This window comes from Xanthomonas albilineans, from assembly GCF_009931595.1.
Lineage (GTDB): Bacteria > Pseudomonadota > Gammaproteobacteria > Xanthomonadales > Xanthomonadaceae > Xanthomonas_A > Xanthomonas_A albilineans.
The window spans coordinates 22,895-45,555 of record NZ_CP046570.1 but is presented as its reverse complement, the minus strand read 5'-3'; the positions used below and the strand labels follow the sequence as shown (position 1 = coordinate 45,555).

Sequence of the window (22,661 nt, the reverse complement as noted above, 5' to 3'; positions counted from 1 at the left end):
GTCACGCTGCATGGCACCATAGCCTGCCTGTCGCTAACGCATGCATGTGCAGTAATGCATGTAAAGGCACACGCTCTGCGCATGCGACTGCTTTGCGCCGTGGCATCGTGTATTTGCAGCATGTTGCTATGCACGATGGAAGCCGGGCAGCTGACATGCTATTGATAGCGCTATCAGGGTTGCATACGTCATGCACTGAAGGAGCCGAAGGCATGCACCAAACCGGGAAGCCTCCTGGCTGCGTAATGTGCTTTCTCCATGCATTCGATACGCCCGCTGTCGTGTTCCACTACCGAGTGCAACGCGGCAAAGCCGGCGTGGGCAGGAAATTGCTCGCATGATGTTGCCTACCCGCACGCAGAACACGACAGCTATCGCATCCCTGGGCCGCCTGCGATGGCGCATCTGCGCACTGCTGCTGGCCGCCACCACCATCAACTATGTCGATCGCCAGGTGCTGGGGGTGCTGGCACCGTTTCTACAAGAGCACATCGGCTGGAACGAAATCGAATACGGTTATATCGTCACCGCATTTCAGGCCGCGTATGCGCTGGGCTTGTTGTGCAGCGGTGCGGTCATCGACCGCTTCGGCACCCGGGTCGGTTACGCACTGGCGATCGGAGTGTGGAGTCTGGCATCGATGGGCCATGCACTGACCAGCGGGGTGATCGGTTTCGCGGTAGCACGCTTCTTCCTTGGCCTGGGCGAATCGGGCAATTTTCCCGCCGCAATCAAAACTGTCGCCGAATGGTTTCCGCGTCGCGAGCGGGCGTTGGCGACTGGCATTTTCAATTCCGGGTCCAACATCGGCGCCATCGTCGCGCCGTTGTCTGTACCGTTCATCGCCAACGCCTGGGGCTGGCAGTGGGCCTTTATATTCACTGGCGTGCTCGGCGCGATCTGGCTGACCGTGTGGTGGTTGAGCTACCGCCCACCGGAACACCATCCGCATCTGAGCGCTGCGGAACTGACGCATATCCGCAGCGATCCCTCGGAATCGATCCGGCCACTGTCCTGGACGCAGTTGCTGCGCCACCGCCAGGCGTGGGCGTTCGTGGTGGGAAAGTTCCTGACCGATCCGGTCTGGTGGTTCTTTCTGTTCTGGCTGCCTAAGTTCCTGCACGATAAATACGGGCTGGGATTGCTGCAACTGGGTGCACCATTGATCGTGATTTTCCTGCTCGCCGACGTCGGCAGCATCGCCGGCGGCTGGCTGGCCGGGCGTTTGCTCGCGCGTGGCTGGAGCGTCAACCGCGCGCGCAAGGTCGCGATGCTGGTCTGTGCCCTGGCCGTGATGCCAATCGTGCTCGCCGCACGCGCCGATCACCTATGGCTGGCGGTGGCGCTGATCGGCCTGGCGACAGCCGCACACCAAGGCTGGTCGGCGAACTTATTCACGTTGACATCGGACATGTTCCCGCGCCACGCGGTGGCTAGTCTGGTCGGCATCGGCGGTTTTGCCGGCGCGGTCGGCGGCATGTTGATCGCCAACTTCATTGGATTTTTGCTGCAGTCCACCGGAAGCTATCTACCGGTATTCCTGCTGGCCGGTTCAGCCTACGTGCTAGCGCTCGGCATGGTGCATTTACTGACACCGAGATTGCAGCCGGCACAGATGCAAGGAAATGCTTAGCACGTCACAACCATGGCTTGGTTGATTTGGCTGGTTCATGACAAACACCATGCGTATGCTCGTATGCCTGCATTACTCAATTGCACATGGGGAAACGTCATGAAAACCATCGCATCGCTTTTATTTGCATTATTGCTGATCTCTTCCACCGCCAGCGTCGATGCCGCACCGCTAGCCGCCGGCAAAAAACGTTTCCTGGGCTGCGCCTATAGCGCGCCGCAGATGCTGGATTTCGGCAAGTACTGGAACAAGCTCACGTCAGAAAACGGCGGCAAGTGGGCCAGCGTGGAAGCGGTGCGCGGACAAATGGACTGGAGTGAGTTCGATAAAGCTTACAATTTTGCCCAAGACAACAACATAATAATGTTTGACCATGTCATGGCATGGGGTAGCCAGCAACCGGAGTGGATGCGGACACTGCCACCGGCCGAGCAGCTCGCCGCCATCAGACATTGGTTCGCCGCAGTGGCCGAGCGTTACCCCAATATCGCCATGTTGGAAGTCGCCAACGAAACGTTGCCCAATCACAATCAACCGGACAATCGCTACAGCGACAGCGGCAACTACATGCAAGCACTGGGAGGTCCCGGCGTCACTGGGGTGGATTGGGTCATTAATTTATTCCGCCTGGCCCGGCAGTATTTCCCGAATACCAAGCTAATGATCAACGACTACGGCATCACCGCCAGCGACGACGCCACGAAACAGTATTTGAGAACCATCCAATTGTTGCAGCGTGAAAATCTGATCGACGCGATCGGCTTGCAGGAGCATGCCTTCGAAACCTCATCGGCGTCCTGGTGGACACATTTCTTCAACCTCAACACGTTGGGCTCCACCACAGGCTTACCGATCTACATCACCGAGTTCGACATCGACGGCCCGACCGATGCCCAGCAGTTGGATGGCTACAAGAAATTCTTTCCACTGTTCTGGGAAAATCAATACGTAAAGGGCGTGACGCTTTGGGGCTTCCGCCCTGGCCTGTGGCGCGACCAGGAGGGCGCCTACTTGGTCAATAAAGACGGCAGCGAACGTCCGGCATTAAAATGGTTGCGCGATTTCGTGGCGATTACACCATAACCGGCAGACTGCCCTGCCAACTGCTACGCACGGTCTCAGCCATGCCCTCCACCACGCTCTTTCTGCATCCTAACCGCTTGTTTCCCGCGGATCCGACCATCCAGGCGATCGCACGTCGCCTGTATGCTCAGATCGCGGCTCTGCCGATCATCAGCCCGCATGGGCACACCGATCCGGCCTGGTTTGCCGAGGATGCGCCATTCGCCAACGCCACCGAACTGCTGTTGATCCCGGATCACTACGTGTTCCGCATGCTCTACAGCCAAGGCGTGGATCTGGACACGCTGGGCATCCCGCGCGCCGATGGCAGCCGCGCCGCAGTGAACCCGCGCAGCGCCTGGCGGATGTTCGCCGAACACTTTCACCTGCTGCGCGGCACGCCCTCGGCGCTGTGGCTGAACCATGTCTTCCACGCGGTCTTCGGTTTGCGTGTGCGGCTGGACGCGGACAGTGCAGATCTGTACTACGACTGTATCGGCGAAGCACTGCAGACCCCTGCATTTCAGCCGCGCGCGTTGTTCGAACGCTTCGGTATCGAAGTGATCGCCACCACCGAATCGCCGTTGGATCCGCTACACCATCACGCCACGATTCGCGCCAGCGGCTGGGGCGGGCGGGTCATCACCACCTACCGGCCCGACCCGGTGATCGACCCGGAGCACGAACAGTTCCCTGCGGCGCTGCGGCGCTTCGGCGAATTGACCGGCGAGGACGTCTACACCTGGGACGGCTATCTGCGCGCGCACCGCCAACGCCGCGCGTTCTTCGCGCAGATGGGCGCGACGTCTACCGATCACGGTCATCCCAGCGCCGCCACAGCCAATCTGCCGGCTGTCGAGGCGGCACGCCTGTTCGCACGCGTGGTCGGTGGCACCGCCAGTGCTGCCGATGCGGAACTGTTCCGCGCACATATGCTGACCGAGATGGCGGCCATGAGCGTGGACGATGGCCTGGTCATGCAATTGCACCCAGGCTGCTTCCGCAACCACAACCGCACACTGTTCGCGCGCTACGGCCGCGACAAAGGCGCCGACTTGCCTCTGCGCACCGACTACGTCCACGCACTCAAACCGCTGCTGGACCGCTTCGGCAACACACCAGGCTTCACCCTGATCCTGTTCACTCTGGACGAGAGTACCTATGCGCGCGAACTGGCGCCCTTGGCCGGGCACTATCCGGCGTTGCTGCTCGGACCGGCATGGTGGTTTCACGATGCGCCAGAGGGGATGTGGCGTTTCCGCGAGCAGACCCTGAGCAGCGCTGGCTTCTACAACACGGTCGGCTTCAACGACGACACCCGCGCATTCTTGTCGATCCCCGCCCGGCACGACGTCGCTCGCCGCATCGACTGCGCATTCCTGGCCAAACTGGTCGCCGAGCACCGACTCGACGAGGACGAAGCGGTGGAAGTCGGCATCGACCTGGCCTACCGGCTGCCGAAGCGGGCCTATCGGCTGTGAATATCGCTATACAGGTCCGGAATTCTCAGCGTCTGGACACTGAGCGATGAACTAGCAAGGCAAAGCGAAAGCGTTTACTGCGCATGCGCCACCGGCGCATCCTATCGTTCGTGTCGTCATCGTAGCGCCACGCACGCGGAGAGCGCCGTCTTTGCGATGTGGCCGGCTACACTGCCGACATGCAAAACGATGCCCATTTCTTGATCCTCGCCGGCCTGCTGTGTGCCGCCATCGCCTTACTGTTGGTTGTGTTGTTGCGCCGGAGCACGCATACCGGACTGGAAGCAACCCTGCGCGAAGAACAGCGCAATGGTCGCAGCGAACTGCGCGAGCAACTCGACAGCCTGGCGCGGCAGCAGGACGCACGCAGCGAGGGCTTCGCGCGTCATCTGGCCGAGCTTTCCACCCGCACCGACCAGCGCCTGGACCTGCTGCGCGAAACCCTGACCGAAGAGGCGCGGCGTGGCCGCGTCGAGGCGGGCGAAGCGCAGCAGCGCCTGGCCGAATCGCTCAACCAACGTCTGATGGAGATGCGCAGCCAGCTCGATGGATTCGGCCAACAGCAGGATGCACGGATGCAACAATTCGGCCAGCAGCAAGCCGAGCTGATCGCCCGCATCGACACGCACCTGACCGCGCTGCGCGAGACCCTGATCGATGAGGCGCGCAAGGGCCGCCAGGAGGGCGCGGATGCACAGCAACGTTTTGCCGACGCGCTGGGCCTGCGCCTAGGTGAACTGGTCCAACGCAACGAGCAACGCCTGGGCGAGATGCGCGGCACCCTGGAGGAACGGCTGAAGGAACTGCAGGCAGACAACGCCCTCAAGCTGGAGCAGATGCGCGGCACCGTCGACGAAAAACTACAGACCACCCTCAACACCCGCCTGGATGCCTCGTTCAAGCTGGTTTCCGAGCGGCTGGAGCAGGTCCAGCGCGGGCTCGGCGAGATGCAGCAATTGGCCACCGGCGTCGGCGACCTCAAGCGCGTGCTGAGCAACGTCAAAGACCGTGGCGGCTGGGGCGAGGTGCAACTGGACAACATCCTCGAGCAAACCCTGACCCAGGAACAATACGCGCGCAACGTGCGGATCCGGCCCGAGCGCAACGAAGCAGTCGACTTCGCCGTGCGCCTGCCCGGCCGTGGGCACGAGGACACGCCGGTGTGGTTACCGATGGACGCGAAGTTTCCGCGCGAGGACTATGAGCGGCTGCTCGATGCGCAAGAACGCGGCGACGCGGAACAGGCGCAACTGATGGGCGCGCAACTGGAACGCGCGATCCGGGTGCAGGCCAAGTCAATTGGCGACAAGTACATCGCGCCGCCACATACCACCGATTTCGCGGTGATGTTCCTGCCGACCGAGGGCCTGTATGCGGAAACCCTGCGCCGGCCCGGGCTAGCCGATGCGTTACAGCGCGAGCACCGCATCGTCATCGCCGGTCCGACCACGGTGACCGCACTGCTCAACAGCCTGCAGATGGGCTTTCGCACACTGGCCATCGAGAAGCGCTCCAGCGAAGTCTGGGGAGTGCTGGCGGCGGTCAAGAGCGAGTTCGGGAAGTTCGCCGGCATCCTGGAAAAAGCCGAGAAGCAGATCAACACCGTCGGCAAGAGCCTGGGCGAAGCCAGCCGCAAGACCCGCACCATCGAGCGTCGCCTGCGCGGTGTGGAGACGCTGAGCGACGCGCAGGCCACGTCGTTGCTGGAGCTGTCCCTGCCGCTGGACGAGACCGATGCGGAGGAGGCCGCACCCGACGCGCCGGAGTAAGAGTCGCTAACAAAACAACTGCATCGCCGCCGGACGGGCGCGGGCAGCGCTGGGAATCCTGATTTACCGCCTCTGTACACTGCGGTTCCTGCGCGGTGTCCGCACCCGCCCGACAGCGACTGGCGACGTTTTGTTGGCCACTCTAAGCCACCGCCGCAGTTTGCCCGGATCGGATGCGAGGGTTGCCGCCAGATCGGTAGGAGCGACCCGACACGCCCGCCACTGGCAGCGACTATGCTGGCGCTCCCTATCGCCCGAGGCGTTCCCATGTCTTTCTCGCTCTACGACATCCCGCTGATCCGCATCGATGGCCAACCCACCACGCTCGCCGAGCATCGCGGCAAGGTGCTGCTGATCGTCAACGTCGCTTCCAAATGCGGGTTGACCCCGCAGTACGCCGGCCTGGAAGCGCTGTACCGCGACAAGCGCGCCGCCGGCCTGGAAGTCCTCGGCTTCCCGGCCAATGACTTCAAGGGCCAGGAACCGGGCGATGAAGCGCAGATCCAGCAGTTCTGCCAGCTCACCTACGACGTCACCTTTCCGATGTTCGCCAAGATCACCGTCACCGGCGAGGCCACGCATCCGTTGTATCGCGCGTTGATCCAGGCGCAACCGCAAGCCGAAGGCGAAGGTCCGATGCGCGAGAAACTGGCCGGCTACGGCATCGAACCGAATCCGGCGCCGGGCGTGCTGTGGAACTTTGAAAAATTCCTGGTCGGGCGTGATGGTCAGGTCTGCGCGCGTTTCGCCCCCGATGTAACCGCCGACGCTCCACGCCTGGGTGCGGCGATCGACGCGGCATTGTCATAGCACGGCGCGTGCTGCCTCGAATCAGGGCAGGGGAGACGAGCGCGTCGGGTAGTCGGAAGGTGAGTGCGGCAATATCCGGAACGATTGCAACCACTACGCAGCGGGATTGAACACGACGCCCAAGCAGGTCCACGGATCGCACCCCTGCCGATTTGGCAAGCACCCCATCGGCGCGGGAAAACCGTTCTATTGCATGCATAAAACCCCAGGCGAACCTGGGGTTTTATGCTGGCGCACTTGCGCTGAAGTCAGCGGGTGCCGCCGCGCCATTGCAACATCGGCATCGCATCCGCCGGCACCGTCGGATTCGCGTCTTCCTCGCGCAGGTAGTTGGGCAGATCCTTGTCCTCGCCCTGGTGACCACGACGCAGGTTGTTTTCGATCTGATAGTTGCGGCGCTGCAACCAGGCGTCGCGGGTGAGCTGATACTCGTCCGGAGCCTGATCGCGCATGCTGTCGAACGGCAGCAATTGCGCCCGGATGTCAACCAGTTGCAGACCCTGCAATCCGATCCGCACGCGGTCGTCTTCGATCTGCTGCAATGGCGACAGCGACGTGTCAGCAGCCAGGCCGAGGACGTCGCGCACCGTGCGCGGGCCGAAAAAGGGCAACTCCACGTAACGCGAACGGCGCCAGCCCCAGACGCCAAGCGTCTTGCCGAAATCCTCGGTACGGCGCGGCAACTTGGCGTCGGTGGCCGGATCGAGAACGCCGCCGATACCCAACGTGCTGTTGATGACGAACCGGCTCAGGGTCTGCCCAGCTTGTAGCGGATGTCCTTGTAGCACCTGGTTGACCATGGTCAGCGGCGAGCCAAGGTTGTTGAAGAAGTTGGTCACGCCCAAGCGCGCCGGGCGTGGCACCACATTCACGTATGTCCGCGCCAGCGGCCGCGCCAGCGCGTGGTCCACCACGTTGTTGAACGCATGCACCTTGCGGTTGAACTTTTCCCACGGATCGTAGCTTTGCGGCACGGATACGCCAGCGGGCAGGGTCGCGTCGGCTCCCAGATTGTTGGGATCGCTGGCATACAACGCAGCGTAGTCGTCCTCGGCGGACGTGGGCGCACTCCTCTGCGTGCCCGTCGAAACACCACCGCTGGCAACGGCCCCGGGACGGGCTGCTGCCGTGCTATCCGGCGCCGCTGGCATGGTGGACGCCGCAGTGCTGCTATCCGTGGCCATGGGGGGCGTGGATGGGTCCGGCGATGCGGCGACCGGTGGCGTCGCCGGGGGCTTGGGAGTGCTGGCGTAGGCACTGAGCGCAACAACCAGGGTCAGTATCAAAGAAGTGAGGATACGCAGCACGTTCATGTGTCAGCTTGCAGCCGGTGGTGAATGGAAATCCAGGGTCGAAGCCAGCCGGTAGGCCGCGCTTAGTTCGGTCAGGCCGGCAGGGTCGCCGTGGATGGCGACCTCGGCCTGACCTTGGGTGCGGATGCACGCGGCGAGTTCGGCCAATAGCGCCAGGCCGGCGCTATCCACCCGCGACACGGCGCGCAGATCCAGCGCACGCACGCCAGCGAGCTGGCGCAACGCGGCCGGCCACAGCGTGGTGGCCGCGGCGCGGTCGAGCACGCCGCTCAACGCGAGCGTATCGCCGTCGCGCCGCAGTTGCGGCTCACTTGCCACTGCTGCTCGCCGGGGCCGCCTGCAGCGTGCCGTTGCGCAGTTCGGCTGCGACTTCGGCGATCGACTTGTTACTCAGCGGAGTATCGAATTGGTTGCGGAAGGTTTGCACGTAGGACACACCTTCCACCATCACATCGAAGATCTTCCAAGTGCCGCCCGTATTGCGCATCAGATAGTCCACCGGCACCGGATCGCCGCTGCTGCGCACCAGTTCGGTGGAGACTTTGACGCCACGACCCCCCGGCAGCGGCGCTTCGGACTTGACATGCACCTGCGGTTTGCCTTCGAAGGTCAGCAGCGCGCTACCGTAGCGCTGCATCAGGTTGTCGGCCATCGCATCGGCGAACAGCTTGACGTCGGCATCGGAGGCGCCGCGGCCATGCACGCCCAACACCAGGCGTGCGGCGTAATCGCGATCGAAGGACTTGTTCAATTCGCTGTCGATGAACTGGCGCAGCGCGCTGCTGTTGCTTTTGAACTCGGCACGGCGCTGTTCCAGCGTACTCAGGATGCGAGTGCTGTTCTCGAGCACGACCTTGCTGGCGGTCGAGGCGCTCGGGGCGGTGGCACCGGCTGTCTGGGCCAGCACGGCGGTCGGCACGGCCAGGGCAAGCGCGGTGGCGAGAGCGACGGGAAGCAGTTTGATCGTCATGGCTTGTGTGGTTCCTTAGAGGGCGGGACGGGGCCGGCAGCGGAGGATGCGGCAGCGGGCGTCACGGTCTTGTCTCCGCCACTGCCACCGCCGAACATGTATTTACCCACCAATTGAATCAGGTCCACCGCCGGCTGGGTGAAGGCGATTTCCTGGCCAGGCTTGAGCGTGTCCGGGTCGCCACCGGGTTGCAAGCCGACGTAGCTCTCGCCCAGCAGGCCGCTGGTGAGAATGGCGGCGGAGGTATCGGCAGGCAGATCCTTGTACTTGCCGTCGATGGACAGGGTCACCACCGAGTCGAACTTGGTCGGGTCCAGATCGATCTTGGCAACCTGACCGATGATGACACCACCGATCTTCACTGGCGCCTGCGCGCGCAGTTGGCCGATCTGGGAGAAGCGGGCGATCAGCGCATAGCGGTCGCCGCCGAACCCCCATTGCCGGTTGGTGGAGGCGATCGCCAGCACCAGCAGCGAGGCCAGGCCCAGCAGCAGGAAGGCGCCGACGGCGAACTCGAGACGGGGACCACGCAGAGCCATAACGTATCTACCTCATTGATTCGATCTGACCGCGACGACAGTGCCGCGACCGGTGGACTGCCGCGCCGCCTAACGGAACAGCAGCGCCGACATGACGAAATTGAACATCAGCACCAGCAGCGAGGCGTTGACCACCGCACGGGTGGTGGCCACCGAAGTGCCTTCGATGGTCGGCTCCGCATGGAACCCCACGTAGGCCGCCACCAGCGCCGCCGTGCCGCCGAATACCGCCGACTTGAGCATCGCCACGCCGAAGTCGGCCCAGAAATCCACACTGCTCGACAGCGCCGACCAGAACGTGCCGCGATCCAGCCCGAGCGCCCCGATCGCCTCGAAGTAGCTGGCGCTGATCGCCAGCGAGCAGAAGATGCCCGTCAACAGCGGTACCGTCAGCACCGCCGCCCAGAAGCGCGGCGCCACCGCCTTGGCCACCGGGTCGATCGCCATCAGCTCCAGCGCCTTGATCTGGTCGGTGGCGCGCATCAGCCCCAATTCCGCGGCAATCGAACTGCCGGCACGGCCGATGAACAGCAGCGCGGTGAGCACCGGCGCCAGTTCGCGGTAGAGCGACAGCCCGAGCAAGGTGGACAAGGCATCGGAGGCGCCATAGGTGGTCAGGGTGCGGTAACCCTGCAGCGTCAGCACCAAGCCGACGAAGGCACCGCCGACGGCGATGATCGGCAACGAGCGCGCGCCGACCTTGTAGATTTCGCGAATCAACTCGGCGAGCAGATCGCGGCTCGGCAGCGAGCCGCGCAGCACGGTCAGGAAGAACAGCCCGGCACGGCCCAGGGCGCGGATCGAGGCGGCCATGGCCATCAGGCGGCACTCCGCGCACGCTGCGGCGCATCGAACGGGATCGGGCCATCGGGGCGACCGTGCAGGAACTGTTGCAACAGCGGATCGGCGCTGGCCTGCAACGCCTGTGGCGTGCCGGCGAAGACCACGCCGCCATTGGCGATGGCCACCGCCTGGTCGCAGATCGGCAGGGTCTCGTGGACGTGATGGCTGACGATAATGCTGGTCAGGCCGAGCGTGGCATTGAGCCGCTGGATCAGGCTCATGATGACACCGGAGGCGATCGGGTCCAGCCCGGTCAGTGGTTCGTCGTAGATCATCAGCGGCGGGTCCAGCGCCAGCGCCCGCGCCAACGCCACGCGTCGCGCCATGCCCCCGGACAACTCGCGCGGCCACGCCTCGGCGGCGGCACGCAGGCCCACCGCATGCAGCTTCAACGCCACTAGGCGTTGCAGGACCGGCTCGGGCAGGCGGGTGTGGGCGCGCAACGGCAGCGCCACGTTCTCGGCCACGCTGAGGTCGCTCAGCAGGCCGTTGCCCTGGAGCAGCACGCCGATGCTTTTTCGCGTTTCGCGCAGCGCGCGGCTGCCGCGCGGCAGGGGGCGACCGAATACCTGGAGCGTCCCGGCCATCGGCACCAATTCACCGGTCAGCGCCGCCAGCAGGGTCGACTTGCCGCTGCCCGACGGGCCCAGCACAGCAGTGATGCTGCCCTGCGGCACCGTGAGCGATACGTCACGCAGGATCGCCCGACCACCGCGGTCGATCCGCACGCCCGACAACTGCACCAGATTGGGTTCGGAAGACGCCATCGCAACCTTTAACGAAAATACAACGTAGGATTGATCCGCTCGGCTGAACTTAACCGGACTGGCGCGTGCAGTATTGTGGCATCGCCTACACTCGGCGCGGCGCGGCAGCCCTGTACATGCGGCAGCAGGGATCGGCCCAGCTGACCGCGATGGATCTGTCGCCACCGCTGCGGTCGCACGCGGCGTTGCCGCAACGCATCCGGCACAATGCCGGGAACATGCACGTGACGTCCGCGCCCGATTTCCGGCTGTATCCCTCCAACGCGCTGGATACCCTGGCCGCTCTGCTCGCCGAAGAGCTGCGTCGGCCACTGCCAGAGCAACCGCTACTGGCGCCTGAAGTGGTGTTGATCCCGCAGGTGGCGATGCGGCGTTGGCTGCAGTCCACGCTGGCCGCCACACACGGGGTCGCGGCGAATCTGCAATTCCTGACACCCGGCGAGTTCGTCGCGCACGCGCTGGAGCGCAATCTCGGCGCCGCAGACGACGACCTGGACATGACCAGCCTGCACTGGCGCCTGTATGCGGCGCTGCGCAGCGATCTCGGCGCCGACCCGACGCTGGCACCGCTGGCCGCTTACTTGGCCGACGACGATCCGCTCAAACCATGGACCCTGGCCGGCGAACTGGGCAACGTATTCGAGAAATACCAGGCTTGGCGCCGCGACTGGTTGCTGCGCTGGGAAGCCGGTGCCGATCCGGACGACGTACAGGCACGACTGTGGCGCCGCATCGCCAGCGGCCGCGCCTACCGCGCACGGCGTATCGGCCACTATCTGGACCGCTACGCACGGCCCGACGGTCCGCTGCCGCAGGGCTTGCCACCACGGCTGTTCGCCTTCGCCGTGCTCAATATCTCTCCCGACGTGCTGCGCGTGCTGGCCACCCAGGCTCGGGTCGGCACACTGCACTTCTATCTGCCGACACCGACGCAGGGTTACTGGGGCGACCTGCAAACACTGTGGCAGCGCCGCCGCGCGGGCACCGCGGTGGACCTGTTCGCCGAACAAATACAGGAAAATCCGCTGCTGCAAGCCTGGGGCGCCGCCGGGCGCGACTTCATGGCCTTGATCGGCGACTACGAGGTGGTGCATCCGCTGGCCGAGATCGCGGTCTACGCCGATCCGCTCGAATCGGGCCAGCGTCCGCTCGCCGACGGCGGCCTCGGCGACAGCCTGCTGCGGCGGATGCAAAGCGACCTGTTCCAGCGCCGCGCACCGAGATCACCGGCCGCGTTGCCGACGGTGGACAAGCACGATCCAAGCCTGCAGGTGCACGCCTGCCATACCCGTCTGCGCGAACTGCAGGTGCTGCACGACCAATTGCGCGCATTGCTGGACGACCCGCGCTTGGATCCCCCGCTGCAACCGCGCGAAATCGCGGTGCTTTCCCCGAACATCGATCCATACGTCCCATACCTGGACGCGGTGTTCGGCAGCCACGGCAACGACGACGCCTTGCCCTACGCCCTGGCCGACGCCAGCCCGCTGGCCAGCGAGCCGCTGGCCGAGGTATTCCTGGCCTTGCTCGGCTTGCCGATCGCGCGCTTCGGCCTGCACGAAATCCTCGACCTGATCGCCAGCGCGCCAATCGCCGAAGCCGCCGGGCTGGACACCGCCGGATTGGACCGCCTGCGCGGCTGGCTGCACGCGGCCGGCGCGCGTTGGGGCCTGGACGCGGCACACCGGCGCCAACACCAGGCGCCGGCCGACGACGCCTACACCTGGCGCTTCGCCCTGGACCGGCTGCTGCTCGGCCACGCCAGCGGCGCCGAGGACGACATCGACGGCGTCGCCCCATGGCCACAGTTGGAAGGCAGCGCACTCGCAGCGCTGGACACGCTGCTGCGGCTGCTGCGCGTCCTCGACCGCCACCAGGCCGCGCTGGCCGAGCCGATGCCGCCGGCGCAATGGCGCGAATGCCTGCTCGCCCTGCTCGACGCCTTACTGCCGCAAACGCCATCGGCGCCACGCGCGCAGCGCGCCCTGGAACGGCTGCGCACACTGATCGACCAGTTCGCGCGCGACGCAGCGCGCGCCGAGTACACCGCCGCAGTGCCAGCCGAGGTGGTGCGCGCGCATTTCACCGCCGTGCTGGGCGAGTCGGACACCCGCGCACCGTTGCTCACTGGCGGCATCAGCTTCGGGCGTATGGTGCCGATGCGATTGCTGCCGTTCCGCGCGATCTGCCTGCTCGGCATGAACGACGGCGATTTCCCGCGCCGCGATCCAGCCGCCGGGCTCAACCGGCTCACCGCCGAACTGGGAACCGCACGCCGCCGCCACGGCGACCGCTCCACCCGCGAAGACGACCGTTTCCTGTTCCTGCAATTGTTCGCCTCGGCGCAGGACGTGTTCTATCTGAGCTATCTCGGTGCCGATGCGCGCGATGGCAGCGTCCGTGAACCTTCGCCGCTGGTCGGCGAACTGCTGGCCTGCGCAGCGCAGTACCACGCCGAACCGGCGGCAGCCACCACGCTGGTGGTGCGCCATCCACTGCAACCCTTCGCCGCGGCCGCCTTCGGCGCCATCGGTGCGGAAGCGGCCGACCCACGCCGTTTCAGCTATCGTCGGCAATGGCGACCAGCGGTGGACAGCCTGATCGGGCAGCGCCAGCCGCTGCCACCGTGGATTCCCGAAACACTGCCCGCCATGGCCGATGACGCGCTGCCGACGTCACTGTCCATCGACGAACTGCGGCGTTTCTTGCTCGATCCCGCCGAACAGTTCCTGCGCCAGCGCCTGGGCTTGCGCCTGCCCGATCCGGCGCAGGCCGACAGCGACCTGGAACCGCTGGTGGCTCCGACGCGCGGGCTGGACAAGTATGGTTTGCAGCAACAAGTGTTCGAGGCGCTACTGCGCGAAGAAACCGACGGCTTGTACGAACGCTTGCGTGCCCGCGCGTTGCTGCCATCCGGGCCACTGGGGCGGCACCAGCTCGATCAGCACCTGCGCCAGTTGCGCCCCTATGCGGACGCGTTCGGACACTGGTGCGGCGCGACACCGGCACCGCCAGCGGCGCGTCTGCACGTCCACATCGACGGCACCGAACTGCATGGCCGCCTCTCGGATTGGTACGCCGCAGGGGTGGGGCGGGTCAAGATCGGCGCATTGAGCGGGCGCAGCGCGATCCGCCACGGCCTGGAGTGGCTGTTGCTGCGTGCCGCCGGCGAAGGCGCGCCATTCGTGCGTTTCTTCGAGCACGAGGACGGTCTCGGCCCGCATCCGCTGGACCCCGAACGGTTGTCGTCAACGCAGGCGCAACAGGCACTGACCGACTTATTGCGACTGTATCGCCAAGGCCAGCAGACACCGCTGGCGTTCGTGCCTTACAGCAGTTGGGCGTATTACCAGGCCGCACGCGGCGGCGATCTGGATAAAGCGATCAAGAACGCCGCCGCGCAATGGCAGGCAGGCTTCAGCTGGAGGGAGGCGGATCGCCCACAATTGCGCCTGGTCTGTCGTGGTCGCGATCCGTTCGCCGACCCGCAGCGCTTCGCCGCCTTCGCCAGCACCAGCCAGCACATCTTCGGCCTGCTCGAACGCGGCGATCCCGGCGCGGCGCTCGACCCCGAGCATCTGCTCGAAAGCTGGCAGCGCTGGCACGGTACGCAGGAGGATGCCGAATGAGCACCGCGTCCGATCGCGATCCTTACCTGCATCTACCGCTGCACGGCGTGCGCCTGATCGAGGCCAGCGCCGGCACCGGCAAGACCTTCACCCTGGCGACGCTGTTCACCCGCTTGGTGGTCGAACGCGGCCTGCGCCTGGGCCAGATCCTCGCCGTCACCTTCACCGAAGCCGCCACTCAGGAACTGCGCCGACGCATCCGCGAGCGCCTCACGCTTGCCGCCACATTGGTGCCGGAGACCGACGCGGCGGCGTGGCAGATGCCAGCGTCAGCAGAATCGCCTGACGTGAGCCTCACCCGGCAATTGCTCCAGGCGCACCTCGCCGCCGCGCAGGAAACGCCCGCCGCGCTACGCCGGCGATTGCAGCAGGCGGCCGAGGACATCGACCTGGCCGCGATCTTCACCATCCACGGCTTCTGCGCGCGGGCGCTGCGCGAGTACGCACTGGAAAGCGGCCAGCCCTTCGCCACGCCACAGTTGTTGACAGACGAGCGCGAACTCCTGCGCGATGTGGCCGCCGACCTGTGGCGCGCGCACGCCGTCGATGCCAGCGTCGCCGAGGATCTGGAAGCGCTGTGGAAAGGTGGCCCGCACGAGCTCGCTGCCGATCTGCACGCATTGATCCACATTCCGCATCTATTGCCATTGCCATCTGCGCAGGCATCGGCAGATCCATCCGCAACGCGCGCGCAGGCGGCGCAGGTACTGATCGCCGCGATGCAAACGCATGCCGACGACGCTTATGCCGCGATCATCGCGGCATTCGACAATAAAGTTTTCAACGGTAAATTGGTCAAACGGCCAAGCTTCGATAAGGCATTCGAGCAATTGTGGCAGGGTAGGGCAGACGCCCAATGGACACTCGATGCCCCAGGCAGCCATCTCGACAAACTGCTGCCCGCGCGGTTGAGCACATTCTGTCGGGAAGACGCGCGCGATCGCGTCCCGCGTTCTCCACTCTTCGATGCATTCGATGCATGGCAACAGGCCGATGCGCAGGTACGGCAATGGCAGACCGAGCGGCGCATCCGATTCCTGCACACGCTGCGCGAGGCCGCCATCGCACGCATCGCGGCGATCAAGCGGCAGCGGCGCGTGCAGACCTACGACGATTTCATCGATGCTGTTGCACAAGCGCTGCGCGGTCCGCATGCAGAGGCGTTGGTCCGTGGCTTGCGCGCGCAATACGCCGTCGCGCTGGTGGACGAATTCCAAGATACCGACGAACGCCAATGGGCGATCTTTTCCACGCTCTTCGGCACCAGCGACCTCGTGCGCGCCATCGGGGTTGAACCGGGGTTATTCCTGATCGGCGATCCCAAGCAAGCCATCTATGGCTTTCGCGGCGGCGACGTGCACACGTATCTGTCTGCGGTCACCAATGCCGAACAGGCACCACCGCTGGATCACAACTTCCGCTCGCGCCCAGCGCTGCTGGCGGCAATCGATGCACTCTACGCGCAGGCAGGTTACACGCAGGCATTCTTCATCGATGGCATCGACTTTCACCCAGTGCAGCCGGGTGGACGACGTGCCGACAGCGACCTGCAACGCGATGATCGTTGCGCGCCGGCACTCACCCTCTGGCGTGCACCGGATCCGCCTTTGCCCGCCAAAGGCAAACCGCGCCCCTGGAGTGCAGGCCGCGCGCGCGAGCTGTGTACTGCGGCCTGCGTCGCGGCGATTGGCGATTGGCTCGGCGCCGGTCGTGCTGGCACCGCGTTGGTGGATGGACGTGCGGTGCAGCCCGCCGACATCGCCGTGCTGGTCCGCAGCCACAGCGATGCCACCCGCATCCAGCAGGCACTCGCGGCGGTCGGCATTCCCGCGGTCGCGGCAGGAAAACCGAGCCTGTTTGCGAGCGAAGAAGCATTGGAGCTGATGGCACTGCTGCACAGCCTGCTCGACCCAGGCGACGACAGCCGCCTGCGCGCCGCACTCGCCACTGTGCTGATCGGCGAGGATGCGGCGGCAATCGCCGCGCTCGACCACGACGGCGAACGGCATCGCCGTTGGCAACAGCAAGCATTGGACTGGCGCGAGCGCTGGCAACGCGGCGGCCCGCTGGCGCTGATCGAACATCTCGGGTCCACCAACGCGCAGCGCCTGTTGGCCCTGGTCGATGGCGAGCGCCGTCTGAGCAACTATCTGCAACTCGCCGAACTGCTGCAAGAAGCGCACACCCATGCACTCGGCCCACACGGTTTGGTCGACTGGCTCGCGCGCCGGATCGCCGCGTCCAATGCCAATGACGACACCCAACTGCTGCGACTGGAATCGGATGCGCGGCGTGTGCAGATCATCACCTTGCACAAATCCAAGGGGTTGGAATATCCCCTGGTATTTCTGCCTTACGTCGGCATCGGCCAAAAGCCATTGACGCAAAAACCGGGCGAACGGGTCATCGTGCATCGCCAGGGCAAACGCTGCCTGCATTGGCCCTTACACGTCGATGCAGTGGAATGGGAAGCCAGCAAACGCGCATGGGAACATGCACAACGTGCCGAAGACGCGCGCCTGCTTTACGTCGGCCTGACCCGTGCCGAACACGCACTGTGGATCGCCACCGGCCCATTCTTCCGGCACGACACGACCGCGCTGGCGCCGATGCTCAGCGACATCGACGCGTTGCAATCACGCATCAGCGCCGAAATCCTCATGTTCGATACGCGCCCGCCGCCGCATCCGCCGCGCCTGCCACCGGCCGAAGCACTGCACGTACCGCCGGCACGCACGCCAACGCGCAAGCTCGTGGCAGAGTGGTGGGTCTACAGCTTCACCCAATTGGCCAATGCCGACGCCGGCACCGATCCAATGGCAAGCACCACCGTCGCCAGCCGTGGCGGTCGCGACGAACCTACCGCCGCCGACACGGTCAACGCAGCGGCAGAGGTGGAGATCATCGACCGGCGCTTCGTCGGCAATCGCTTCGGCGTCGCCATGCACGAGGTGTTCGAACGCTGCGATTTCGCCGCCTGGCGCGATTGGCGACCAGGGCAACCCGCTCCGGTCGGGCAGCACAACGCCATCGTCGAAGCACTGCAACGCGGTGGCTATGCCGAGGACGAACTGACCGACGGCAGCGCGCTCCTTACCAGCCTGGTCGGCCATACGCTGACCGTGCCGCTACCCGAAAGCATCTGTCTGGCCGTGTTGCCGCAGACGCAGCGACGCAACGAAATGGAATTCCACTTCGCCATGCGTCCGACCCGGGTCGATGCGTTGCTGACGCTTTTGCATCGCTTCGGCGTGGCCGGCGAGCGCCAGGCGTTTGGCGCACGACAACGGCTGGAAGGGCTGATGACCGGGCTGATCGACCTCACCTACCACCACGCTGGGCGCTGGTACGTGCTCGATTACAAATCCAACCGCCTGCCAAGCTACGACCCCGACGCGCTGGCAACGGCGATGGCGCACAGCGAATACACCCTGCAAGCGTTGATCTATACCGTCGCACTGCACCGCTGGCTACGTTTCCGCCTCGGCGCCAACTACGCCTATGCGCGCGATTTCGGCGGCGTGCGCTACCTGTTCTGTCGCGGCCTGGACGCCACGCGCGATCCATCGCCGGGGGTGCATGCTTGGCGCTTCGACCCGGCACTGGTCGAAGGCGTGGATGCGTTGTTCGCCGGCACCGATGCGGTGGAGAACCCGCGATGAACCTTTTCGATGCCCTGCAACGTGCCGGCACGCTGCGCACCCTCGACCTGGCCTTCGCGCAGAGCCTGCAACGGCTGGACCCGACCACCGCGCCAGCGGTGCTGGCCGCTGCCGCTCTGGCCTCGTTGGCGGTGGCCAGTGGTCATGCCGGGTTGGACCCGGCCCGCGCCAACGCGTTGCTCGACAGCCGCGATAGCACCGCGCCGCCGCTGCCCACAACGGACGACTGGATGCGCGCACTGGCCGCCTCGCGCTGGGTCGCCCAGCCGGTGGCCGAGGACGCCGCCTCCGCCGATTGCCCACTGGTGCTGGAACGCGGCCTGCTGTATCTGCGCCGCTACCGCGAGTACGAACGACGCCTGGCCCTTGGCCTGCGCCGCCTCGCCGCGCCATCGCCACCCCAGGGCGACCTGGCCGCGCTGGCGCCGCTGTTCGCGCAGTTGTTTCCCCGCGCAGGGCGGCAGGCAACCCTGGACGATTCCTTTCCCGACCGTCAGGCCCGGGCCGCCGCGCTCGCCCTGCGCCGCGCGCTACTGCTGGTCACCGGCGGCCCCGGGACCGGCAAGACCACCACCATCGCCCGCCTGCTGCTACTGCGCATCGCCCAGTCGCACACCCTGTCCATGCCCGCACCACGCATCGCCCTGGCCGCGCCCACTGGCCGCGCCGCTGAACGCATGGCCGAGAGCCTGCGTGCTGCCGTGGCGCATGCGTGCGCCGATGGCGTCGATCCGGCCCTGGCCGAAGCCTTGCCAGCCAGCGCGAGCACCTTGCATCGCCTGCTCGGCGTCATCCGCGAATCGCCGCGCTTCCGCCATGACCCGGACAACCCACTGCCATTCGAGGTGATCGTGGTGGACGAAGCCTCGATGGTCGATTTGCCACTGATGTGCAAGCTGGTCGAGGCCGTCGCCGATGGCGCACAACTGATCCTGCTCGGCGACGCCGACCAGTTGCCGTCGGTGGAAGCCGGCGACGTGCTCGCCGCGATCCTGCAAGCCGCCGGCCCGGGCGACGCCTTGCAGCCCGCCGACGCGCACGCGTTGCGGCCGCTGCTCGGCCACAGTGCAGTGGCCACGCAGAGTGGGGGATTGATCGGACATCGCGTGCAGTTGCTGCGCAGCTACCGCCAGGCGCAGGACTTTACTCTAGCCCCACTGGCCGAGGCCGTGCGCACGGGTGAGGCCGACACCACCATGCAGTTGCTGCGCAAGGGCGAGTTGGCCGGTGTGCATTTTCACGACGGTGTCGACGACCCGCTCGTCGCCGGCGGCGACGCCCTGTTCGCGCACTGGCGCGCGCTGGGCGAGGCCGCCAACCCCAGCGAGGCATTGCACGCCGCCGCGCGCCTGCGCCTGCTCACTGCCGTGCGCGCCGGCCCGCAGGGCGCGCACACGCTCAACGCACGCATCGAACAGCGGCTCGCCGGCCCCACCAGCGGCCACCGTCGCCTGGGGAGCGCCACGCCCTGGTTCCATGGCCGCCTGCTGTTGATCGTCGAGAACAGCTACCGGCACGGCCTGTTCAACGGCGATGTCGGGATTTGCTTACGCGACGCGCAGGGCACCTTGGTGGCTTGGTTTAGCGGTGCTGGCGACGGCCATGTGCGCGGCTTCCACCCCGCCGCCTTGCCCGCGCACGAGAGCGCCTTCGCCATGACCGTGCACAAGGCCCAGGGCAGCGAATTCGATACCGTATGGTTGCAACTGCCCAGCCGCGACGCGCGCGTAATCAGCCGCGAGCTGGTCTACACCGGCCTCACCCGCGCCCGCCGCGCGTTGCATCTGGCCGCCAGCGAACCGCTGCTGCGCGCCGCGTTGGCGCGGCGCGCAGCGCGGATTTCCGGATTGGCATGGCGGCTGGGTGGGGAACCGGCATTGTCAGCACATCCTGAGTCGCTGATCGAAACAGGCCCACCAGTGCAGCGCGGACTGTTCTAAGCACAGCGCCAAACGATCGCCATGACCGACATGCCTCCTCGCGCTACGTTTCGCGTGCGGCATCATGCACATGCACCGACGCCAGCTCAGTGACCGGAAGTCGCCCGGCACAGCGACACAAGGCACGAGCATTCAGGATTCACCATCCTATCTTTTTAAATATTTCAGTTGTACTGGATTCGCCGAGACAAAATCCTTTTCCGTGCGCAAAATCGCAAATTTTTTCTCGAAATTGCGCTTTCCCCGTAGACAGGATGACGATTCTTTAACCAATATGGATTTTCCCATCCCAACACTTCATCGCAGAAAAATCATCATGGCCATTACTGATCTGAAATTGCGTCGCTTCCGCAAAACCACTCTATGTGCCATGTTCGCGCTGGCAATCGGCGCCACCACATCGGCACACGCGGGATACAAAGATGTGGCCATCTTCGTAAAAAACTCTAACTACAACGCCAAGGCCATCCTGCTAAAAAACGGTACGGATGGGAGCACTGTATGTTCGGGTATAGTAATGCCGAAATACCAAGGTGGCTACGCAAACGGTCCGGACGTCAACAGCGAAACCTGGTACAGCGTGATCGCAATGTCAACGCCTAACTGCCTTGATGGTACTGCGATGGCCGGGATGTTTAACATATTCAAAATGGGTCATCCAAGTAACCCTCAAGATGTTAGACGTTTAGAAATCGATGTCAACGCGACCAACATTACCTTCCAAACCAATGAATAATGGTTGATTTCTACGCGGCGGACCATTTTCCATGGCCGCCGCGTTGCCGATGTTGCCGTCGCATGTACGATGCATGCGACAACGGTACCATCGCGGATCGTCTCCCCGAGTCGATTAGAGCGCTTTATAAAATTTATAAACTTTGAGCGGTTGCAGTGATCGTAACGAGATCAAGTTTCCTAACGTACCCTTAAGGTAGTTGATCGGGTTGAAGGCTGCTGGTCACACCCCGCCACGTTTGGCACGATTGCGGCCTATATAAACCTGCCAATAGGTCTTGCGTAGACATTTTCAACGACGGCACCGCATCGATCGCGCGGTTTTCGCGTTGCCATGCCATCACGTTCTCTGGCCGTCATGGAGATTCCCCGGCATGCTTGGCATTCCCTCGACTGTTCAGGATTCCACCACCATGGCCATCTCCCACATCGTCTGCTTCGGCGAATTGTTGCTGCGCTTGGCCGCGCCTGGGCACGAACGCCTGCTGCAAACGCCGCGGCTGGAGGTAAAAGTGGGTGGGGCCGAAGCCAATGTCGGCGTGGCGCTGGCGCATTTCGGCCATGCGGTGACGATGGTGAGCGTGTTGCCGGACAATCCACTCGGCGCCGCCGCCGTCGGCGAGTTGCGCCGCCACGGCGTGGACACCGGCCGCATCCGTTTCGCTCCCGGGCGCATGGGCCTGTATTTCCTCAGCACCGGTGCCGGACACCTGCCCAGCGCGATCACCTACGACCGCGCCGGCTCGACCTTCGCCACAGTCGCGCCGGAGACCTACGACTGGCCGGCGTTGCTACAGGGTGCGCAGTGGCTGCACCTGTCCGGGGTGACGCCGGCGCTTGGCGAACGCGGCGCCGCCGCGGCGTTGGCGGCAGCACAGGCCGCACGTGCTGCTGGAATGCGGGTGTCGTTCGACGGCAATTATCGGCCCTCGTTGTGGGAGGCATGGGACGGCGACGCGCCAAGCATTCTGCGTCCGCTGATGGCCCAAGCCGATGTGCTCTTCGCCGACTACCGCGATCTGGAAGTGGTACTCGGTCACCGCTATCCACAGGACAGCGCCCAGGCACGCGTGGAAGCCGGTGCACGCGATGCGTTCGCCGCGTTCTCGCAGCTACAGCTCATGGCCTGTACGCAGCGCGTGGCGCACAGCGCGGAGTGGCACAGCCTGGGCGCGATGTTGCTGCGACGCGATGGCAGCGTGGCGCAAGCCCCCGCCGAAGAGTTGACCGGTATCGTCGACCGCATCGGCGGCGGCGACGCGTTCGCCGCTGGCGTGCTGCACGGCCTGTGCCGCAGCTGGGACGATACCGCGACGGTCCGTTTCGGCCTGGCCGCCGGTTGCCTCAAGCATTCGGTGCCGGGCGATATGCTGACGCTGAGCGAGGCCGAGGTACAGGCCAGCGTGGGTGCGACGCGCTTCGATGTGAAGCGGTGAGGAAATGACCGTTGCGCCACCTGCACACGGTGACGCAACGCTGGACATGGCGCGGGCGCCATGTCGCTTGCG

Annotated in this window: 16 protein-coding genes and 1 other RNA gene; 11 read left to right on the top strand and 6 right to left on the bottom strand. The window is 65.0% G+C overall.

Annotated elements, in window-relative coordinates; all coding sequences use genetic code 11:
* Positions 1-337 precede the first annotated feature (337 nt).
* From XaFJ1_RS00190 to XaFJ1_RS00165, 6 genes are all read left to right on the top strand, one after another.
* Positions 338-1,633 carry an MFS transporter gene (locus tag XaFJ1_RS00190; protein WP_012914602.1) on the top strand — a complete coding sequence of 432 codons (1,296 nt, stop codon included), beginning with the start codon at positions 338-340 and terminating at the stop codon, positions 1,631-1,633.
* 99 nt (positions 1,634-1,732) lie between these two features.
* Positions 1,733-2,716, top strand: coding sequence for an endo-1,4-beta-xylanase (locus XaFJ1_RS00185; RefSeq protein WP_012914601.1), 984 nt, complete (start codon positions 1,733-1,735; stop codon positions 2,714-2,716).
* A gap of 41 nt (positions 2,717-2,757) precedes the next feature.
* Positions 2,758-4,176, top strand: coding sequence for a glucuronate isomerase (gene uxaC, locus XaFJ1_RS00180; RefSeq protein ID WP_012914600.1), 1,419 nt, complete (start codon positions 2,758-2,760; stop codon positions 4,174-4,176).
* Positions 4,177-4,355: 179 nt separating this feature from the next.
* Positions 4,356-5,945 carry a DNA recombination protein RmuC gene (locus XaFJ1_RS00175; RefSeq protein ID WP_045757123.1) on the top strand — a complete coding sequence of 530 codons (1,590 nt, stop codon included), beginning with the start codon at positions 4,356-4,358 and terminating at the stop codon, positions 5,943-5,945.
* A gap of 61 nt (positions 5,946-6,006) precedes the next feature.
* Positions 6,007-6,084, top strand: a non-coding RNA gene (locus tag XaFJ1_RS00170) — sX9 sRNA.
* A 128-nt stretch (positions 6,085-6,212) separates the two neighbouring features.
* Positions 6,213-6,755: a glutathione peroxidase gene (locus XaFJ1_RS00165; protein WP_012914598.1), complete on the top strand. Its 543-nt coding sequence runs from the start codon at positions 6,213-6,215 to the stop codon at positions 6,753-6,755.
* A 248-nt stretch (positions 6,756-7,003) separates the two neighbouring features.
* Here XaFJ1_RS00165 and XaFJ1_RS00160 read toward each other — a convergent pair whose 3' ends face one another.
* From XaFJ1_RS00160 to XaFJ1_RS00135, 6 genes are all read right to left on the bottom strand, one after another.
* A complete protein-coding gene (locus XaFJ1_RS00160; RefSeq protein ID WP_012914597.1) occupies positions 7,004-8,068 on the bottom strand; it encodes an MlaA family lipoprotein in 1,065 nt (354 codons plus the stop codon).
* Between the two features lie 3 nt (positions 8,069-8,071).
* Positions 8,072-8,386, bottom strand: coding sequence for an STAS domain-containing protein (locus tag XaFJ1_RS00155; protein ID WP_012914596.1), 315 nt, complete (start codon positions 8,384-8,386; stop codon positions 8,072-8,074).
* The gene (locus XaFJ1_RS00150; RefSeq protein WP_012914595.1) at positions 8,376-9,038 is read right to left on the bottom strand and encodes an MlaC/ttg2D family ABC transporter substrate-binding protein; all 663 of its coding nucleotides are present in this window, start codon (positions 9,036-9,038) and stop codon (positions 8,376-8,378) included. The genes XaFJ1_RS00155 and XaFJ1_RS00150 overlap by 11 nt, the downstream gene beginning before the upstream one ends.
* On the bottom strand, positions 9,035-9,577 hold the full coding sequence (gene mlaD, locus XaFJ1_RS00145; RefSeq protein ID WP_012914594.1) for an outer membrane lipid asymmetry maintenance protein MlaD: 543 nt from the start codon (positions 9,575-9,577) through the stop codon (positions 9,035-9,037). The genes XaFJ1_RS00150 and mlaD overlap by 4 nt, the downstream gene beginning before the upstream one ends.
* Positions 9,578-9,646: 69 nt before the next feature.
* The gene (locus tag XaFJ1_RS00140) at positions 9,647-10,396 is read right to left on the bottom strand and encodes an MlaE family lipid ABC transporter permease subunit (protein ID WP_012914593.1); all 750 of its coding nucleotides are present in this window, start codon (positions 10,394-10,396) and stop codon (positions 9,647-9,649) included.
* Entirely contained in the window at positions 10,396-11,187 is a 792-nt protein-coding gene (locus XaFJ1_RS00135; protein WP_012914592.1) for an ABC transporter ATP-binding protein, read from the bottom strand. Before XaFJ1_RS00135 ends, XaFJ1_RS00140 begins: the two co-directional genes overlap by 1 nt.
* Positions 11,188-11,405: 218 nt before the next feature.
* On the opposite strand from XaFJ1_RS00135, the gene recC reads away from it, so the two are divergent.
* The 5 genes from recC to XaFJ1_RS00110 all read left to right on the top strand — a co-directional run bounded on the left by recC (position 11,406) and on the right by XaFJ1_RS00110 (position 22,589).
* Positions 11,406-14,816, top strand: coding sequence for an exodeoxyribonuclease V subunit gamma (gene recC / locus XaFJ1_RS00130; RefSeq protein WP_045757122.1), 3,411 nt, complete (start codon positions 11,406-11,408; stop codon positions 14,814-14,816).
* Positions 14,813-18,478: an exodeoxyribonuclease V subunit beta gene (gene recB / locus XaFJ1_RS00125; RefSeq protein WP_012914590.1), complete on the top strand. Its 3,666-nt coding sequence runs from the start codon at positions 14,813-14,815 to the stop codon at positions 18,476-18,478. The genes recC and recB overlap by 4 nt, the downstream gene beginning before the upstream one ends.
* On the top strand, positions 18,475-20,418 hold the full coding sequence (recD, locus tag XaFJ1_RS00120; protein WP_012914589.1) for an exodeoxyribonuclease V subunit alpha: 1,944 nt from the start codon (positions 18,475-18,477) through the stop codon (positions 20,416-20,418). Before recB ends, recD begins: the two co-directional genes overlap by 4 nt.
* A gap of 70 nt (positions 20,419-20,488) precedes the next feature.
* The gene (locus XaFJ1_RS00115; protein ID WP_155393844.1) at positions 20,489-21,154 is read left to right on the top strand and encodes a hypothetical protein; all 666 of its coding nucleotides are present in this window, start codon (positions 20,489-20,491) and stop codon (positions 21,152-21,154) included.
* Positions 21,155-21,566: 412 nt separating this feature from the next.
* The gene (locus XaFJ1_RS00110) at positions 21,567-22,589 is read left to right on the top strand and encodes a sugar kinase (protein WP_045756637.1); all 1,023 of its coding nucleotides are present in this window, start codon (positions 21,567-21,569) and stop codon (positions 22,587-22,589) included.
* Positions 22,590-22,661: the final 72 nt, after the last annotated feature.

Coding starts and splice junctions, on each gene's coding strand:
- recB (WP_012914590.1), top strand. CDS start 14,813: ATGAGCACCGCGTCCGATCGCGATCCTTACCTGCATCTACCGCTGCAC.
- uxaC (WP_012914600.1), top strand. CDS start 2,758: ATGCCCTCCACCACGCTCTTTCTGCATCCTAACCGCTTGTTTCCCGCG.
- XaFJ1_RS00110 (WP_045756637.1), top strand. CDS start 21,567: ATGGCCATCTCCCACATCGTCTGCTTCGGCGAATTGTTGCTGCGCTTG.
- XaFJ1_RS00115 (WP_155393844.1), top strand. CDS start 20,489: ATGCACCGACGCCAGCTCAGTGACCGGAAGTCGCCCGGCACAGCGACA.
- recC (WP_045757122.1), top strand. CDS start 11,406: ATGCACGTGACGTCCGCGCCCGATTTCCGGCTGTATCCCTCCAACGCG.
- XaFJ1_RS00135 (WP_012914592.1), bottom strand. CDS start 11,187: ATGGCGTCTTCCGAACCCAATCTGGTGCAGTTGTCGGGCGTGCGGATC.
- recD (WP_012914589.1), top strand. CDS start 18,475: ATGAACCTTTTCGATGCCCTGCAACGTGCCGGCACGCTGCGCACCCTC.
- XaFJ1_RS00140 (WP_012914593.1), bottom strand. CDS start 10,396: ATGGCCATGGCCGCCTCGATCCGCGCCCTGGGCCGTGCCGGGCTGTTC.
- XaFJ1_RS00150 (WP_012914595.1), bottom strand. CDS start 9,038: ATGACGATCAAACTGCTTCCCGTCGCTCTCGCCACCGCGCTTGCCCTG.
- XaFJ1_RS00190 (WP_012914602.1), top strand. CDS start 338: ATGATGTTGCCTACCCGCACGCAGAACACGACAGCTATCGCATCCCTG.
- XaFJ1_RS00160 (WP_012914597.1), bottom strand. CDS start 8,068: ATGAACGTGCTGCGTATCCTCACTTCTTTGATACTGACCCTGGTTGTT.
- mlaD (WP_012914594.1), bottom strand. CDS start 9,577: ATGGCTCTGCGTGGTCCCCGTCTCGAGTTCGCCGTCGGCGCCTTCCTG.
- XaFJ1_RS00175 (WP_045757123.1), top strand. CDS start 4,356: ATGCAAAACGATGCCCATTTCTTGATCCTCGCCGGCCTGCTGTGTGCC.
- XaFJ1_RS00185 (WP_012914601.1), top strand. CDS start 1,733: ATGAAAACCATCGCATCGCTTTTATTTGCATTATTGCTGATCTCTTCC.
- XaFJ1_RS00165 (WP_012914598.1), top strand. CDS start 6,213: ATGTCTTTCTCGCTCTACGACATCCCGCTGATCCGCATCGATGGCCAA.